We start from the raw sequence: 16,568 nt of genomic DNA on the forward strand, positions 1-16,568 counted from the left end.
CATAGTTAAAAAGCCGTAGGGAATTCTCCCTACGGCTTTTTTGGTTTAGTAGCTGGACAGCTTTACACCGCTGCCTCGGTCTTGAACTCGGACGTAAAGTGAAACTGAATGTCGGGATTATTATCGCGGTTCATGCGTATCATCCACTCCGACTCGGCCAGGAAAACCGGATTACGGTCTTTGTCAAAGGCGATCTGATTGCCTTTTAGCCGGATAAACTCGTCGAGTTTGCGCTTGTCGTCCGCCGTGAGCCAGCAGGCACGGGCAATGTTCATGGGTACCCAGCGGCATTTGGCGCCGTATTCGTGCTCAAGGCGGTACTGTATTACGTCAAACTGCAGCTCTCCCACGGTACCTACTATCTTTCGGTTACCCAGGTCGAGTGTAAACAGCTGCGCTACTCCCTCGTCGGTCAGCTGCTGAATCCCCTTGTCGAGCTGCTTGGATTTCATAGGGTCCAGGTTAATGAGTTCCTTGAATATTTCGGGAGAAAAGCTGGGTATACCCGAGAACATCAGGTTCTCGCCTTCGGTCAGGGTGTCGCCAATCTTGAAGTTGCCGGTATCGTACAAACCTACCACGTCGCCGGGGAAGCCTTCTTCCAGTATACTCTTATCGGAAGCCATAAAGCTGAACGGACTCGCGAAGCGAACGTCCTTGTTGAGCCGGACGTGGTGGTAAAATTTATTACGTTCAAACTTACCTGAGCAAATGCGCAAAAACGCGATGCGGTCGCGGTGGCGGGGGTCCAGGTTCGCGTGAATCTTGAAAACAAAACCGCTGAACTTGGGCTCGGTTGGCGCTACTTTCCGGGCGTCGGTTGGTCGGGGCTGCGGCGTGGGAGAAATCTGACAGAAGGTATCCAGCAGTTCTTTTACCCCAAAGTTATTGATGGCACTGCCAAAAAACACCGGAGCAAGGTCACCCGACTGGTAGGCATCTTCCGAGAAAACATCGTATACACCATCTACCAATTCTACGTCTTCGCGCAGCTGGTACGCGTCGCGCTCACCTATCATTGTTTCCAGGTTCTCGTCGTCCAAACTTACCTCGGCTACGTCGGTCTCCACTTTGGTCTTGTTGATTTTAAAGAAGTATAATTTCTCTTCGAACAGGCTGTAAACTCCTTTGAAATCGGAACCCATATTAATGGGCCAGGTCAACGGACGTACCCGGATGTTCAGCTTGGTTTCTAGCTCGTCGAGCAGGTCAAAAGGGTTTTGTCCTTCGCGGTCGAGTTTATTGATAAATATGATAACGGGTGTTTTGCGCATCCGGCACACTTCCATCAACCGCTCGGTTTGTTCCTCTACCCCTTTTACGCAGTCCACCACCAGAATTACGCTATCCACCGCCGTAAGGGTACGGTAGGTATCTTCGGCGAAATCCTTGTGACCGGGTGTATCCAGGATATTTATAAGTAAGTCTTTGTACTCAAAGGTCATGACCGAGGTGGCCACCGAGATACCCCGCTGCTTCTCAATTTCCATAAAATCGGAAGTGGCGGTCTTTTTGATCTTATTCGATTTTACGGCACCCGCAGTCTGGATAGCGCCCCCAAAAAGCAGCAGTTTTTCCGTCAGCGTAGTTTTGCCGGCATCGGGGTGACTGATAATCGCGAACGTACGCCGCTTCTTTATTTCCTGAATATTACTCATCTACCTTTTAAATGCGTGAATTGTGATGGAGTGGTTGAGAGAATGTGTTTTTTTAAATAAAAACCTGCAAACCCCTAACTACCTAACACCAGAATGCTACCTAAAATTTCTGCAAAGATACGCATAAAAAATGGCTCTGCCGTCGGCAGAGCCATTACAACCTAAGCGGTTGGCAATATCAATAAAACGACTGCTTATAATCTTCTACTGAAGTCCGGATTACCTCCAGCGCTTCCTCGCGGCCGTATACATTGGTAATTTCAATCTTGGCTTCTTCGCCCGGCAGATTTTTGTAGGTCAGGAAGTAGTGTTTCAGGCGTTCCACCACGTTGGCGGGTACTTCGCTCAGGTCATTGTAAGCACCGTATACTTCGTCACCTTTCAGTACCGCGATGATTTTATCATCGGCTTCGCCACCATCCAGCAGACGGATACCGCCAATGGGACGGGCTTCGCAGATAATATCGCCGTGCGAAATAATTTTCTCACACAACACACAAATATCCAGCGGATCACCGTCGCCTTCGGTAACTTCCCGACCCGAGCGCTCCTGCGCCAGTTCGGCAATAAGCTCACCGCAGTAGGTCTTAGGAATAAATCCGTAAAGAGCCGGCACAATGTTGGAGTACTTTTGCGGACGGTCAATTTTCAGGTAGCCCGTCTGCTTGTCAATTTCATACTTTACCGTATCGGTGGGGACAATTTCAATAAAAGCCGTGACAATTTCCGGAGCTTTTTCTCCAATCGGGATACCGTGCCACGGATGGGCTTTGTGTACGTTTGCGTTCATAGTTTCAGCTAAGTATAGGAGAACCTTTTTCTCCCACTACTTTTTCAGTGTTAGTTTTCCGGCCGAAAATTACGCAATCTGCCCGCAGCAACTCATTAAATTATTGTAAATTTTTATTCCGGTTCGAGTTTAAGTACCTTAATTGACATAGACGGAAGCGTAACGGCCGGTACATTTCCTTTAAAAATCAGGGTACTTTCTTTTTCTTCAAAATTCACCAGAAAGGCCATCCGCTCCCCCTCCGCATTTTCAAGTACCAGTCCATCCACCCGCAGCGGCTGGGTACTCTGACTCTTTATAATCCATTTAGGAGCAAAATCTTTAACCATTTTCAGGTAGTGGAATACGGCTGAGCCGGGGTCAGATTCTCCTGCCGGTTCGGCCGGAAGTACCCCCTTTACACCCACTGTTTCGTAGTAGGTAATCCGGGCTGCGCCACTCAGGTACCTAAGGCTAAGCAGCGTCCAGGCGGCAGCCAGCCCGGTAAACTGCCGGGCATCTGCCGAAGGAGGCAGCCCGTTAGTACCTATACTTTTTTCTTCATCCGGATAATGCCGCCATTTCAGAGTTACGGGCGAAACGTGCACGGGCCTATCGTTGGAAAAAGTGGCGGCAGTACTTAGAGTGTATTGCTGCGCCCCGGCATTTTCAATCAGCGTGCGGGTGTCCGAGGCGTGTACCTGCGGGTTAAGCGAATAACTTATAAAGTCAAAGGGTACTTCTGCCGAAGGTCGGTTGCGGTTGAGTTCGGTAAAAAACTTGTCGGTTCCGTAGCCAACGGGTACCTCCGCAAAGGTTTCTTTTATTAAAGGATATACTTGTTTTAGGAGACCTTCGGGCGTAGCGGGATAGTCGCGGTGAAGGACCAGGATGGACGCCAACGGGACCCCCAGGTACCTGAAGGTACTTATAGAGTGGGGAAGTTGCTCTTCGGTTTCCTCACCAAAAAACAAGATTACTTCCAAAGGTACTCCCAGCTGCCGGGCCTCGTTAGCAGCCAGACTTAATCCGGCTTCCCAGTCTTCGTACAGCTTTACCTCGACCCGATAGTGGTCAAAAGGCAACTGCCGAAGCCAATTCAGCTGCGGGTCGGTGAGTACTTCCCGGGTCGTAGAGCGGGCATAACCAAGTTGCGGAAACGGTACTTTTTCTCCCAATTCAAACCTTATTGTTTCATCCAACTCCCCCAAAGGTACCTCCCCGGCTACGACTATTTTCAGTTCAACTTCCTGCCGAATGGTATCCCCCATTTTTACCAGTACCGGTTTGGGTAGGTCCAGTGGCGTACTGTAGGTTTTGTAGGAATCGTCGGTCCAGTTGCGCTGGTCTTCGGTTTCAAACACATCACCGGCGAAAAGCAATTCCGCCTCCACGCCCTCCGTTACCGGCCACTCCATTTTCTGGATAGAAAAGAAAGGCTGGTGCGGGCTGATAGCGTCCGGAAAGTGGTGCTCCTCAGTAGTACCGTCGGGATGGGTAATCCGGACGGGCTTTCCCTGACATTCGGTTATGGGATGCAACACACAGATACCAATGCGGTTGCGCTGGAAATCACTCAGGGCTTCGCCTTCCAACCGGAACGTGAGGCTACTGTCGGCTTTTCCTTCGATCAGAAAGGTACCTTTATACTGTACTTCCCCCATCTCGTAGTGGGCCGTGTAGCTAATCCGGAAACTATCAGGATGCACTTCCACTACCTCGTTTTCAATCTGGTAAGGAGCCGTTTGCCAATCAGCGTCCCGTACTGCCGAGTAAATCATCCGTAGTACTTCGGTTTTTCCAATACGGATGTAGCGAAGATTTCCGTTTTCGTGCAGGCAGAAGAGTTCACCCGCTTTTAGGAGTCGGCTCGGGGGCAAAGGCTCGTTGGTACCAAAGTAGGGGGTATGCTCCATGTTTCAAGTATCAGGTATTAAACCCGTGGCACGGTTTGGAACCGTGCCACGGGTGCCTAAGTAAGGACATTTAGAAATCAATAGAAAATAAACTTTACTGAGGCGACAGCAGGAAAATATCCACGTTGTTTTTGTCAATCTCCACCGACCCGGTGGTGACGGTGGAGGGGATAGGTACCACGCCCGCCCGGGAATCATTGGCCGACAGCTGTACTGTTTTGTGACGCATATCAAACAGCATTTGAGCGCCCAGGTAGGTAAAAAGTTCGCGCTTCTGCCCCACCAGGTAATCAATCACGCCTTCCTTTACCAGTTGCAGGTGTTCCGGCTCGGCATCCACGGTAGTCAGTTTGATCTTACCTACTTTACCAGCCTCCTTCACTGCCAGCGCCATACCCGGGCCGGAGTTGGAGTCGAAGCCGCCCATACCCGCCAGGTCCGGATTGGCTGCAATGATATCGGCGGCTATTTTGGCGGCGGTTTCTACGTTTGCTTTGTCGTCGTACTTGCCCAGAAATTCGATGTTTGGGTACTTGGCAATGGCATCCTGAAACCCCTTGAATCCGGCTTCCATATTTTCCATACCCAATATTCCCATCACGGCTACTTTCCCTTTACCACCAATCAACTGAGCCATGCGTTCACCCTGTAGGCGGCCCATTTCGTACCAATTGCTACCAATAAAAGAGTGGCGTTTAGAATTGGAAATCTCCGAGTCGTATACCACCGTCGGGATGCCCGCTTCCACGGCTTTATTAATAGCCTGCGCAATGCCGGGGTCGGTACCATTGATGAGCAGACCGGCCGGTCTGGAAGGTATCACCTGTTCGATGGTCGCGATCTGCGCGGGCACGTCCCATTCCGACGGACCGAGGATAGTAGTACGTACCCCCATTTTTTTTCCCCATTCCAGAAAAGCCGCCTGATCGTGGTTGACAAACAGCGGCAGGTTAATGGCCGTCGTGACCATCACGTACTCCTCGTTAGGTGAAACCTCGTCGGCCGTATTAAATTTTTCCGCGCCCAGTGTATCCGACGATGCCACCGACCCCGCCCGCGGCGGTGGTTCGCAGCCGGTGAGGGTACTTAGTAGTAAGGCTATGGCAAGTAATCTTTTCATTTATATAAAGTAAAATAGCTATCAATGATTTTGAAGAAAAATGGTATCGCCCCGCTGGGGCTGAAAGGGTGGATGGTACTTTCTTGTTTGTGCTTCTACTAAGGTGTCGCCCGGCAGCGGCCGTCCGCCTACGGGGCTTTTTAATCATTTTTGTTGCGATTTCTACTAAAGTATCGCCCCGCTGGGGCTATTTAGAAGCCAATTGTAAGCGTTTAAATAATTTGACAATCTGCAATCGAAAATCCTACACTACTTTCCCCACCCGCTCCGACCGCCGGATCAGCCACTGATCAATCCCTACCGCAGCTATCAGAATAATTCCCAGGATTACCTCCTGCCAGTACCCGGATACCCGACCGATAATAAGGGCATTATTCACAATGGCCATGAACAGGGCCCCCAGAAAAGCGCCCCAGATCTTGCCGTGTCCACCCGACAGACTCGCGCCGCCCAGGATCACGGCGGTAATTACCCGCAGCTCCAGCCCCCGACCCGAAGTAGAAAGGGCCGCCCCCAGCCGCGAGGCCAGCAGGATGCCCGCTATACCCGCCAGCGTGGCCGAAATTACAAAGGCCCAGATTTTCATCTTATTCACATTAATACCCGAAAGTTCAGCCGCTTTTTCGTTGCCGCCGATGAAGTAGTATTTACGGAAGAAGGTAGTGCGATTGACCAGGAAGCTAAAAATAAGTACCGTCGCCAGCATGTACCAGATGGGGGCCTGAAGGCCCAGTAGCTTCGACTGCCCGATGTAGATAAATTCGTAGGGGAAGTTCTGGATACCGGCACCGCTCAGCATCAGGGCAAAGCCCCGTACGATACCCATCATGGCCAGGGTCTGAATCATGGGATTAATGCGCGCCTTGGCGATAAGTACCCCGTTGACAAACCCAATCACTAACGCCCCCGCCAGACCGGCCAGTATTGCGACCAGAAAATTGGTATGCTGGTAGTACATCAGGTACCCGGCCATGCCGCCCGAAAAAGCCACAACCGAACCTACCGATAAATCAAACATCCCCGCAATCATCAGCACCATCATACCCACGGCCACGATGGTATCAACGGAGAGGTTGAGCAGCAGCTGAGAAAGGTTTTCGACCCTTGGAAACTGGTCAGGAAATACTACCGACATGACAATACAAAGCAGCAGTGTAGTTACGCCCAGGGTAAAGACACGGTCCTGCAGGCGTTCGGCCATCAGGCTGTTTCCGGTACTTCCGGTTTGGCTGGGTTTATTCTTTGTGGATACGCTTGATTCCAGTTGTTCCATTCCTGTTATACGTTTTGCCCGGAGGCAATTTGAATGATTTTTTCTTCGGAGGCCTCTTCTTTATTTAGGATGGTCACCAGCCTGCCTTCGTGCATCACCGCTATCCGGTCCGCCATCGTCAGGAGTTCGGGTAGTTCGCTCGAAATCATGATGATGCTTTTACCTTCGGCGGTCAGCGTTTTGAGTATATCGTAAATCTCGCTCTTGGCCCCCACGTCCACCCCATGTGTGGGTTCATCTACCATCAGGATCTGGGGCTGGGTGTTCAGCCACTTGGCCAGTACTACCTTCTGCTGATTTCCGCCGCTGAGCTTCATGACCTTATTGCGGACCGAAGGCGTACGGATACCCAGTTGCTGTTGAAGTACCTGTGCAGTACTTACCGTAGCGTCCTCTTCGTAGAACAGGTCCTGCAGACGGGCCGAAGCAATGTTTTCGGCAATGGTTTTTTCCAGAAAAAGCCCTGATAGCTTACGGTCTTCGGGTACGTAGGCGATACCCAGGCCAATGGCCTCCGAAGGGTGATTTATCTGCACGGTTTCATCCCGCAGAATGACCTCTCCACTCAATATCGGATTAGCTCCGAATAGGGCCTTAGCTACCTCAGTCCGGCCCGCTCCCACCAGACCGGCAAAGCCCAGTATTTCTCCTTTGTTCAATTGAAAGTTTACATTCTGAAAACCGGCCCCCGAAAGATTTCGTACCGATAGCACCACTTCCCCGGCCGCATTGGAGGCATATACTTTATGGGTCATATCCCGTCCCACCATCAATCTGATAATAGTATCAATCGTCGTATCACGGCTGACGACAGTCCCCTGGTACTTCCCATCCTTCAGTACCGATACGCGGTCGGCAATCTCCCGGATTTCGGCCATGCGGTGGGAGATGTAGATAATAGCTACGCCCTCTTCTTTTAGCCGTTTGATAATCTCAAAGAGTAGTCTGGTTTCGCGCTCGGTGATGGAGGCGGTAGGTTCGTCCAGAATCAGGAGTTGTGGGTTCATAGCCAGCGCTTTGGCTATTTCTACCATCTGCTTCTGAGCAGGAGATAATGAACTCACTAATGTTTTTGGCGAGAATTCATTCAGTTGCAGCCGGTTGAGTAGCTGCTGAGTATTCTGATATAGAGCGGGATAGTTGATAATGCCCCACCGGTACTTTGGCTTGTTAATGGGATAAATATTCTCGGCAACACTTAACGAATCTACCAGGCTTCGTTCCTGGTATACGATACTGATACCCAGGCGCTGTCCGTGCTGCACATCCGGAATATGGATTTCCTCTCCGTTCCATACCAGCCGCCCTCCATCGGGCTGGTAGTTGCCGGTAATAATGTTCATCAGGGTACTTTTGCCGGCGCCATTCTCCCCGCATACGGCATGTACTTCTCCGGCTTTAAATTCCAGAGAAACACCATCCAGCGCCTTGACACCAGGAAAGCTTTTCGATATGTTCTCCAGATGAAGCATAGTAACTTTTTATCACCGAGTATTTAAGAGTACTGCACAGAGTTAGAACTCACTTTTACTCTGTGCCCTAACTCACGTACCTCAGCGGTTTATATTAATTTTATAGAATAAGTACCCTACCCTCCGCCGCCGACTGGTAGCTGCCCCATACGAGCTGCATAGTCCGGAAATTATCCTCGCCCGTTGTTTCGGAAGTGCCTCCGCGTAGTCCGTTCAGGATATCGCGGTTGCAGTCTACGATACTGGAATGGACCACGGCATAGTCCATATCCACCCAGGAATACAGGTCGGGCTTGATGAACTCTGAGGTAGTACCTTCACGTGTTGTTACCTTTAATTCAAAATCATTTGTCAGCCAGATGGAGCCCTTCTCCCCTTCTACCAATACCAGCGTCTGTGGGAAAGCTTCTTTTTCCAGAATGGATGCGTAGGACATTTCGGCATAGCAGTGCAGGCCGCTCTCCATTTCCATCAGCACGTTGGCGACGTCTTCTCCTTTTATTTTTGGATTCACCCTTTTGGCCAGACAGTATAAACTCTTGGCTTCCCCGAACAAAAAGCGGCACACATCCAGTACATGCGAACCAATGTCGGTCAGGATAAACTGTTCCAACTCGGCCAGGAAGGGTTGATTCTCAAACACCGGAAAGCCCGAGCAAAATGAAACGCGGGCCTTGAAAGGCCGACCAATCACTCCGGAGTCAATAGCCTTTTTTACCGCCCGGATGGGCGCCTGCCAGCGGAAATTTTCGTGAATAAATAACTTCACTCCGGCTTGCCGACAGCCATCCACCATAGCCTGGGCCTGATTCAACGAAGAAGCCATGGGTTTCTGGCAAATCACATCCAGTCCCCGCTCCGCCGCCAGCTTTACAAACACGGGATGCGTATCTACATCGGTAATGATATCGACGAAATCCAGTTCCTCTTGCTGTAGTAGTTCGGTCACATCGTCGTATACCCGGGGTACCCCGAAGCGTTTGGCGATGGTTTCGGCTTTGGAGCGGGTACGATTGTACACGGCCACCAACTCTACGCCTTCCAGTTCCTGCCAGGCGGGAATCTGGTAGTTAGCCCAGAACCCGGTACCCAATACCGCAAAGCGCAGTTTTTTCATGTTTGATTTTTATTCTCCTCAAAAAGTAGAGGTATTCAGAGTTGTAGTAAAAAAAAGGAAAAGGAGCGGATGGTTTACCCATGGAAAGTACCTTCCGCTCCTTTTCCTGCTTTCAGGGTTTAGGATAGTTTTTAGACACATCGTCAAGTACCAGTACCCAGTCTTGTCCGTAGCCGTTGCTGGGAGGGGTAAATTTCTTCTGACCCTTGTTTTCTACCGTCTCCCCCTCTTTGGTTTCGCCGTTCTTAGGATTATACCAGGTTGCTTTCAGGTTCTGGCCCGATATCTTACCCATATTTACGGTAAAGTCTTTCCCCTGCGTAGTATACACAAAGAGGTAATCCTTACCACGGGTAGCCTGTATGCGATCATGCGCCTCGCGGGCGTTTGTGAGAAGGCTCTGGTCGGGTACGCGGTCCAGTATGGGGCGCGACTCCATCAGGCGACGCACGTAGGTCATCTGCGCAGCTCCCGGCAAGTCCAGGGCATCGTACCAGTAGAAATGCGGGCTGTTGACAGCCTGACGACCAGGACCGTACATCTGCCAGATATCGTGGGACCCGTAGGTGTGTCCGAAGGCACCGGCAAACAGGTCCAGGTAGGCGTGCTTGCGAATGTCGTAGGCGCTGGAGGTACCCAGATCCTTGGCATTGAAACATACCGGGTGGTCTTCGTACAGCGTTTCGCCGTCTACTACGGGCTTGATGGGTGTTTTGTTGTAGGCTACCTGTACGCGGTCCCATACATTGTTCTCCCGGCAGTGGCCGGTCTGAAACATGTTGAAGTCCAGCCAGGCGTCGTTGTGAAACCACTTAGCCGAACCCGCGTCTTCTAAGCTGTTTGGCTGGGGGTGGTAGGACATCAGCGCCTGGTTATGTCCTCCTACTCCTTCGGCTACGCCGTCAGCCATAGCCCGCCATACCTCTACGTCCTGACTATTGTCGCGGGGATTGCGGTCACCGCCCATGATCCAGATAATATTCTTCCGGTTTTTGTAGCGGTTGCCCAGGTACTTCCCGTAGGCCTTGGCGTTGCTGGGCGTGAATATTTCGGGGCCTTTCCCCCAGGTACTTTTAAACAACTTGTCGCCCCAGGTAGGGAGCAGGGCAATGTGTAATCCCATCGAAGCCGCTTTGTCAATAACATAATCCACGTGCTGGAAGTATGCCTCGCGGGGTTTGGTAGGGTCATTGTTTTCCAGGGGTACTTCACCGTACGGATTGGGGGTGTTCAAACCATCCAGTTCGGCCAGCGCCACGGCCTGTATCACCGTAAAGCCTTTGTCGGCCCGGTTCTTCAGGTAGCGGTCGGCTTCCTCGCGGTTGAGGCGGTGGAACAGTTCCCAGGCGGTATCGCCCAGCCAGAAGAATGGCTTGCCGTCCTGAGTGACCAGGTACCGCTTATTATCACTTACTTTTAACTGAGCAAAGCATGGTAGGGCAAGCCAGCTGTAAAGGAGTATAAAAGCAATTTTACTTTTCATTTTTTGGAATAGTGGTTAAAACATTTACCTAAGTACCTGGCGTACATTTGAGCAAGTTCTCACTCGTTCATTCTAACGAAAGCACGACAACTATCAGATGAAAATAGCAATCAGAAAGCCTTTTAATGCTAGCCTAAAAACTAATAACTACCAGCTATTTATTGGTAATGTCCCGTACCTGCTCTTTGATATCATCCATCTCAAATATTTTCTGCCAGCCCTCGCGGAAAATGAGTGGCTTGGCCCGCTTGCTGATCTTGTAGGCGGCATCGGAGAACGTACCATTTACTTCCTTGAAAAGGACTGCGATCTGGATACGCAGGTGACCCAGTACAAAATCGCGGGCGGCGGCTTCAGGTAGACCCAGTTCTATAATGCGGTCGTAACCTTCTTTTACTACTTCCATGCAAGTCTGCGCCAGGGTTTCTACCATGGCCGGCTCGAGGATCGCCATCTGCTCCAGCGTAATGCGGTGCGTTTTATCGATGGGTGCGTACATATCCTGCGCTACTTTTTCACCCAGCTGGTAGTGTTCTTCGTTGCCGTGCATCAGGGCCACTACGATCGATTGCTTGGCCGAAATACCACCATAGAAGTCCCGGAAGGCCTGCTCGGTCGGCTCCCAGTTGAAGATAGATGGGTGACAGGGGTGCGCAATCACGTAGCCCAGGTCGTCGCGGTGCGCAATCACACCATCCAGCGGGGCGGCCGGGTCCAGCGTCATCACCAGGGCGTTAGCCTTCATCTGAGGGATAATCTGTTGGGAAATCTGCCCAATGGTCACGTCGGGTACCGCCAGGATCACCACGTCCGCTTCGGGTACCGTAACTTCGGCGTTGGCAGTTAATACACCCCGCTCGGCCAGGTTTTGAATACCCCGCTCGCCTATTTCCACACAGTCTACCGCGTACTGGTCGTACTTCAGGAAGTTGTCCACTAACCTGCATCCCATTTTACCTCCGGCACCGATCAGGGCCACTTTAGTCTTGCTCATAATTAATAGTTGTTAGGTATTAGCTGATAGCTGTTAGTTTTTTCTTTTTTTAAGGTCGCATAGTCCCGCAAGTCAATGAAAGCATATAGCCTACTACGTACAGCCTACTGCTTTTAAATACTCAATACTTTCCTCCACCATCCGGGCTTCCGTTTTCAAGGTACCGTCCAGGGTACTTTGCGGGTTAGACCAGAGTTCCAGCGTGACGGTCCGGCAGCGACTGTGTCGGCTGAGTTGCTCTATAATCCAGGGAATGGGTAGCATTCCCTTACCGGCCGCGCTGCCCTCCACCGTAAAGCCCATTTTGTGGCTGACCCGCCGGATAATAATATCCTTGATGTGCAGATTGACGGTATAGGGCGCCAGTACTTCTACTACTTCCCGTACCCCCTCTCCAGCACCCAGCGAGTTAGCCGTATCCAGACATACCCCCACCCATTCGGTACTGGTCGCTTTTATTATTTCTTCAATCTCGCGTACCGGAAAACGGTCGTGGTTTTCGATGGCAAGTACTACGTTGGATTCTTTGAGGTGGGGCAATAATTCGTTGATAATCCTGATTACCTCCTCCTTTTCCGGCTCGTAGCCGCCGTCGTCCATGACTACCCGCAGGAAAGGCGACCGGCAGCGCGCGGCTATGGTCAGGTACCGGGTTATGTTATCCACCGACAGCCGTCGGGTACCTACTTCCAGCTGTATTCCTGCGGCCTCCGCTCTCTGTATCAATTGCTCCAGATCCTCTTCCGAAAGCTGGTGGAGGGGCAGGTTGTCGCCGAACTGTAAGTACCTGAGTCCGTACGTAGCCGCCTGCTCCACCAGCTCAACCGGGGTCATCGGGTGCTCGGGTAAGGAACCGGGTACACCCACCGCCCAGGGAAATGAATAGGTACTTAGGCCTAAGTCCAAAATAATCTGAATTTTATTATGCAAATATCCACTCCTATTGACTCAGATGCTACGTCTTTTCTTACGAATAGTTGAAGTATTTTAGCAAGATTAGGTACTTTGGATTACTATATCGTTAGTATACTACCAATGCTCTCCCCTTCCTACCGACTTATTAACCCGCAGGCCAACCGCTCATTTATCTTTAAGTGGGAGCCCTTTGACCTGACAACCCGCTGGCACTACCACCCGGAACTGGAACTGATTTATTTCATCGAAGGGAAAGTAAGTGGCGTAATGGGCGACGGCTTCGGGGAGTTTGAGGAGGGCGAAGTAGTACTGCTGGGCGCTAACTTCCCGCACGTGCTGCAGCCGCACAGTGAGTACACGCAGCAGTACCCGGCTGCCCGTCCCTTCGGGCTTATCATCCAGTTTACGGAATGTTTTTTGGGCGAAGCATTTATCAACAGCCCGGAGCTACAGGGCCTGAAACAGCTCTTTGACCGGGCTCGGCGGGGTGTCCGGTTTGGCAGGCGGGCCTCCCATAAGGTTGCAGAAGTACTTAGGTGCACGCCAGACCAGCCCGACAGCCGCAAGTTGATGGAGTTGCTGAACGTACTCCTGACGCTTTCAGAAACGGCCGACTTTGACTACCTCACCCATCAGGGCTACTACTTTGACCACAGCCGCGACGAGGAGCGCATGTGGCAGATCAACCAGTACGTGTATCGCCACTTTACCGAGCGCATCACCATTGCCGACGTGGCCGCCATCGCCAACATGAGCGAAACGGCCTTCTGTAGGTACTTCAAGAGCCGCACCCTCAAACCCTTCACTCGCTACCTCAACGAAATCCGAATCGCCTACGCCTGCAAGCTCCTGCAGAAGCCCAACTACACCGTCACCGAAGCCTGCTTCGAGGCGGGTTTTAACAGCCTGTCGTATTTTAATCGTCAGTTTAAGGAAGTCATGCAGCTATCGCCGCAGAAGTACCGGCACTGGGTGGCGGCGAAGAAGTAACGGGCAAAAAGTACCGGGCCTGCATAATAAAACTTGTGCTGTTGTGCGTAGGACTACAAATCTTCCTCTCCACAGAAACAGATATAAGAAAATTGCTCTGAATCAAATAAACCTATAACACGCCCTACTCTACCACAAAATCCAAATTCTCCGTAACCCGTTCGCCCTCCTCAATAAACCGATTCCTGTACAAATCAATCCGACGTTTCGCCTCTTCCAGATCGGTATTATTAAGGTTAATATTCAAAAAATCAATAAACCAGGGGAATTTATGCTCACTCAACACATACGCCAGGACAATCTCTTTTGAAATGGGCAAGGTGGAAGTTTTTGAATCGTCAAATACATCTTTGTTTCCTGCTTTCAGCAGTTTTTCATATTCTTCCACAAATAATTTTTTGAATAATTCAGCTGTAAACGTATCGCCTGCCCTCGTTCCGGTAGGCGCGTCGGCTTCGGTCAGAGTGGCTCCTTTTTGTACCCATTCCCAAAGGATACTGAGCCGGATTTCGCCCGTAGCCATGTCTTCCATGAGGTAGAGAATATCGTCATTGCCAAAAAAGTCGGCGGCTTTGAGGGCCGCAGCCTGCATTCCCTGTCCAAAGGCGTTGCCGTACTGTAGGGCCACGCTCAGCAAGTTGCGGGCCCCGCGGATGGTAGTGGGGGCTTCCTCGATCAGAATCAGGCCATCGGCATCGGGTTGGGTATAGGTTAACTTCGGAAACTCCCGGCCGGCCTGATTGGCTTCGCCCACTTTTTCCCAGACAGGTCGTACGATATGAACCATTTTCCAGTGCGCTACCCACTTGCCACTCGCGCCTTCGCGCTGTTCGCGTTCGGCTCCAGCCACCGCTTTTTTCATACTTGCAGCTACTCCCTCCGTAGAGCCAACGGGTATGTTGGGCTCCATGCCGCCTTGCCAAAGGGCGAAGTTCCCATGGATGTCAGGCGTATTGACTGCGCAGCGAACCCGGTTTTCGTAGTTACGCATGTATCCGTAGGTCATGGTAATGGCCTCAATGTCCGGATTGATAAAGGTGTTGTCCCAAGCCATGGCGTCGGATACGCTGTTGATATAGTCCCAGCGACCGGTGTTATAGCCCACAAAATGCTTGCCTAGGGCGGCCCGGATTTCCATCAACTGATGGGTGGCTTCCAGTTGTTCGACCAGTACGTATACTTTAATGGTACCTACGGGCAGGCCAAGGTGCGTTTCCAGGGCTGCCAACAGGTCATTCCAAAGGGCCGCTTCCCCAGCGGTCTGGATTTTAGGCAAATACAACACCAGCGAAGACCCCTTCTTCTGGAGCTCCTGGTAATTATTAACTACGTACAGGGTGGCATCCACTACCGAGGCAGCCATAGCCACGCCATCGGCATCACGCAGGTGGCGGTCGTCGAGGTGCAGGCCCCGTGCCCGGAAAATGACGGTGGTAAAGTCCAGTTGTTTCTGCCAGTCTTCAATAAGCTTTTTTCCAAAGAAGCCCTGCGCCCACTGGTTTATTTCACCCGCCACTTTTTCGGCGGCCTGCAGAAATACGGAGTCTTTTTTAATCGCCAGTTTTAGATTCCGCTGGTTGTCCAGCGACATGGTCGCGATTTGGCCAAGCGCATCTTCGCCATCAAACATCCAGCCATCGGCTCCCGACAGCAAGGCATACGCCACGTTCCTGATGCTGCTTTCCAGCGGGGCATTGGGCTTGGCCGCGGGACCGGTACCCTGAATCCACTGCCGTTGCAAATCGGCCGGAATGGCCGCTCCCTCAAATTTTCCATCCCGCGCATCCTGTACTTTAATACTCGTTCGGGGTATGGTACTTTCAGGGTCTAAAAAAGTGATTCTCTGTTTCTGTTCCGCCCGTTGGGCCCGGCGCTCGATGCGGGCCGACATTGCTTCTTTTATTTCTTGGTTGAAGGGTGCTAACGCTTTTAGGGCGGCTAGTGCCTCGGGGGTATAGATGTCGCTGTACTCTTCCTGTAAATTTCCGTTAATGAGGATAGATTGGTTCATTCTTTGGGGAAATGGATGAAAGTTTATTTACCTGTTTTGCGTTTCTTTCAGCGTATATTTAGGGTTAGCTATCAGTCGGAGAGGAAACGGCCGGAGGAGCCACCGTGTCGGACCGACGAAGCGGCAACGGCCACCGTGGCAGCGGAGCCTCCCGCCTGGCGGTGGAAGACCTCTATAATGAACTGTCTTCGACTCCGCTCAGACGGACAATTGATTCTGCTTAGACTGACATTTTGCTAAAACCTAACAACCTAACAGCTATCAACCTATTACAAACACGGCCATAGACAGTGGCCCGTGGGCTCCCAGTACCAGGGCCTGCTCGATATCAGCCGTTTTGGAAGGTCCGCCAATAAACCCCCCGAACCCATAGGTACCTTCACCGATGATTTCGTAGGCTTCGTGCAGGGTGGGCACGATACTTTCGGCCCGGACCACTACGGCCAGGTGCTGACAGATGTACGGGATGATGCGCTGCCCCATCACTTCATCGGACAGCCACACAGCCCCGTTTTCGGCAACCGAAAAATGCGCGTTAATAATGGCCAGCTCAATATCTTCGTACGTATGGGGATCTACGTCCGGGGCAATCCATTCAAAATTTCCAGTGAGTTCCGGCAGGGTGGTTACGATGCGTTTTTCCAGGTCGTACTTCTCCTTGATAATGGCTTTAATGGCCTCTAAATCATCTACCAGATATACGTCACCCCCAATGCTTTCAAATACCGTCCTGTATTTTTGAACAACATCTTTCATTTCTCCCCTGAATACAGAGAGGTCCGGTAAAGGCAACGAAGGGGGTTGGTTTTGTAAAACTTCTCCCAGTATTTTTTCCCTGGTACTCATATCC

The 16,568-nt window shown here is 51.3% G+C and carries 13 protein-coding genes; 1 reads left to right on the forward strand and 12 read right to left on the reverse strand.

The features are described from left to right. Positions 1-62: 62 nt before the first annotated feature. The 10 genes from VGN67_RS09785 to VGN67_RS09830 form a co-directional block, all read right to left on the reverse strand. Positions 63-1,658 (reverse strand): peptide chain release factor 3, encoded by a 1,596-nt coding sequence (locus VGN67_RS09785; RefSeq protein ID WP_327486632.1) that lies wholly within the window; start codon positions 1,656-1,658, stop codon positions 63-65. Positions 1,659-1,836: 178 nt separating this feature from the next. Then, complete coding sequence (locus tag VGN67_RS09790; protein WP_327486633.1) at positions 1,837-2,448, reverse strand: inorganic pyrophosphatase; 612 nt, start codon at positions 2,446-2,448, stop codon at positions 1,837-1,839. Positions 2,449-2,561: 113 nt separating this feature from the next. Further along, positions 2,562-4,343 (reverse strand): hypothetical protein, encoded by a 1,782-nt coding sequence (locus VGN67_RS09795; RefSeq protein ID WP_327486634.1) that lies wholly within the window; start codon positions 4,341-4,343, stop codon positions 2,562-2,564. 94 nt (positions 4,344-4,437) lie between these two features. Then, positions 4,438-5,463 carry a substrate-binding domain-containing protein gene (locus VGN67_RS09800; RefSeq protein ID WP_327486635.1) on the reverse strand — a complete coding sequence of 342 codons (1,026 nt, stop codon included), beginning with the start codon at positions 5,461-5,463 and terminating at the stop codon, positions 4,438-4,440. A 244-nt stretch (positions 5,464-5,707) separates the two neighbouring features. Continuing rightward, the gene (locus VGN67_RS09805; protein ID WP_327486636.1) at positions 5,708-6,736 is read right to left on the reverse strand and encodes an ABC transporter permease; all 1,029 of its coding nucleotides are present in this window, start codon (positions 6,734-6,736) and stop codon (positions 5,708-5,710) included. A gap of 5 nt (positions 6,737-6,741) precedes the next feature. Then, a complete protein-coding gene (locus VGN67_RS09810) occupies positions 6,742-8,208 on the reverse strand; it encodes a sugar ABC transporter ATP-binding protein (RefSeq protein ID WP_327486637.1) in 1,467 nt (488 codons plus the stop codon). 100 nt (positions 8,209-8,308) lie between these two features. Further along, positions 8,309-9,325 (reverse strand): Gfo/Idh/MocA family oxidoreductase, encoded by a 1,017-nt coding sequence (locus VGN67_RS09815; protein ID WP_327486638.1) that lies wholly within the window; start codon positions 9,323-9,325, stop codon positions 8,309-8,311. A gap of 112 nt (positions 9,326-9,437) precedes the next feature. Continuing rightward, positions 9,438-10,808, reverse strand: coding sequence for a glycoside hydrolase family 140 protein (locus VGN67_RS09820; RefSeq protein WP_327486639.1), 1,371 nt, complete (start codon positions 10,806-10,808; stop codon positions 9,438-9,440). A gap of 154 nt (positions 10,809-10,962) precedes the next feature. Next, positions 10,963-11,802, reverse strand: coding sequence for a phosphogluconate dehydrogenase C-terminal domain-containing protein (locus tag VGN67_RS09825; RefSeq protein WP_327486640.1), 840 nt, complete (start codon positions 11,800-11,802; stop codon positions 10,963-10,965). Between the two features lie 93 nt (positions 11,803-11,895). Further along, entirely contained in the window at positions 11,896-12,708 is an 813-nt protein-coding gene (locus VGN67_RS09830) for a sugar phosphate isomerase/epimerase family protein (RefSeq protein WP_327486641.1), read from the reverse strand. Positions 12,709-12,837: 129 nt separating this feature from the next. On the opposite strand from VGN67_RS09830, the gene VGN67_RS09835 reads away from it, so the two are divergent. After that, positions 12,838-13,707 (forward strand): AraC family transcriptional regulator, encoded by an 870-nt coding sequence (locus VGN67_RS09835; RefSeq protein WP_327486642.1) that lies wholly within the window; start codon positions 12,838-12,840, stop codon positions 13,705-13,707. Positions 13,708-13,831: 124 nt separating this feature from the next. Here VGN67_RS09835 and VGN67_RS09840 read toward each other — a convergent pair whose 3' ends face one another. Both VGN67_RS09840 and VGN67_RS09845 read right to left on the reverse strand, forming a co-directional pair. After that, positions 13,832-15,718: a malate synthase gene (locus tag VGN67_RS09840; RefSeq protein ID WP_327486643.1), complete on the reverse strand. Its 1,887-nt coding sequence runs from the start codon at positions 15,716-15,718 to the stop codon at positions 13,832-13,834. A gap of 261 nt (positions 15,719-15,979) precedes the next feature. Then, positions 15,980-16,564 (reverse strand): LutC/YkgG family protein, encoded by a 585-nt coding sequence (locus VGN67_RS09845; protein WP_327486644.1) that lies wholly within the window; start codon positions 16,562-16,564, stop codon positions 15,980-15,982. Positions 16,565-16,568: the final 4 nt, after the last annotated feature.

This window comes from Telluribacter sp. (genome assembly GCF_035998675.1).
Lineage (GTDB): Bacteria > Bacteroidota > Bacteroidia > Cytophagales > Spirosomataceae > Telluribacter.

Excerpts from the sequence above, each read along its gene's own strand:
- VGN67_RS09790 (WP_327486633.1), bottom strand. The coding sequence starts at position 2,448 with ATGAACGCAAACGTACACAAAGCCCATCCGTGGCACGGTATCCCGATT.
- VGN67_RS09785 (WP_327486632.1), bottom strand. The coding sequence starts at position 1,658 with ATGAGTAATATTCAGGAAATAAAGAAGCGGCGTACGTTCGCGATTATC.
- VGN67_RS09805 (WP_327486636.1), bottom strand. The coding sequence starts at position 6,736 with ATGGAACAACTGGAATCAAGCGTATCCACAAAGAATAAACCCAGCCAA.
- VGN67_RS09810 (WP_327486637.1), bottom strand. The coding sequence starts at position 8,208 with ATGCTTCATCTGGAGAACATATCGAAAAGCTTTCCTGGTGTCAAGGCG.
- VGN67_RS09840 (WP_327486643.1), bottom strand. The coding sequence starts at position 15,718 with ATGAACCAATCTATCCTCATTAACGGAAATTTACAGGAAGAGTACAGC.
- VGN67_RS09835 (WP_327486642.1), top strand. The coding sequence starts at position 12,838 with ATGCTCTCCCCTTCCTACCGACTTATTAACCCGCAGGCCAACCGCTCA.
- VGN67_RS09845 (WP_327486644.1), bottom strand. The coding sequence starts at position 16,564 with ATGAGTACCAGGGAAAAAATACTGGGAGAAGTTTTACAAAACCAACCC.
- VGN67_RS09800 (WP_327486635.1), bottom strand. The coding sequence starts at position 5,463 with ATGAAAAGATTACTTGCCATAGCCTTACTACTAAGTACCCTCACCGGC.
- VGN67_RS09820 (WP_327486639.1), bottom strand. The coding sequence starts at position 10,808 with ATGAAAAGTAAAATTGCTTTTATACTCCTTTACAGCTGGCTTGCCCTA.
- VGN67_RS09815 (WP_327486638.1), bottom strand. The coding sequence starts at position 9,325 with ATGAAAAAACTGCGCTTTGCGGTATTGGGTACCGGGTTCTGGGCTAAC.
- VGN67_RS09825 (WP_327486640.1), bottom strand. The coding sequence starts at position 11,802 with ATGAGCAAGACTAAAGTGGCCCTGATCGGTGCCGGAGGTAAAATGGGA.
- VGN67_RS09795 (WP_327486634.1), bottom strand. The coding sequence starts at position 4,343 with ATGGAGCATACCCCCTACTTTGGTACCAACGAGCCTTTGCCCCCGAGC.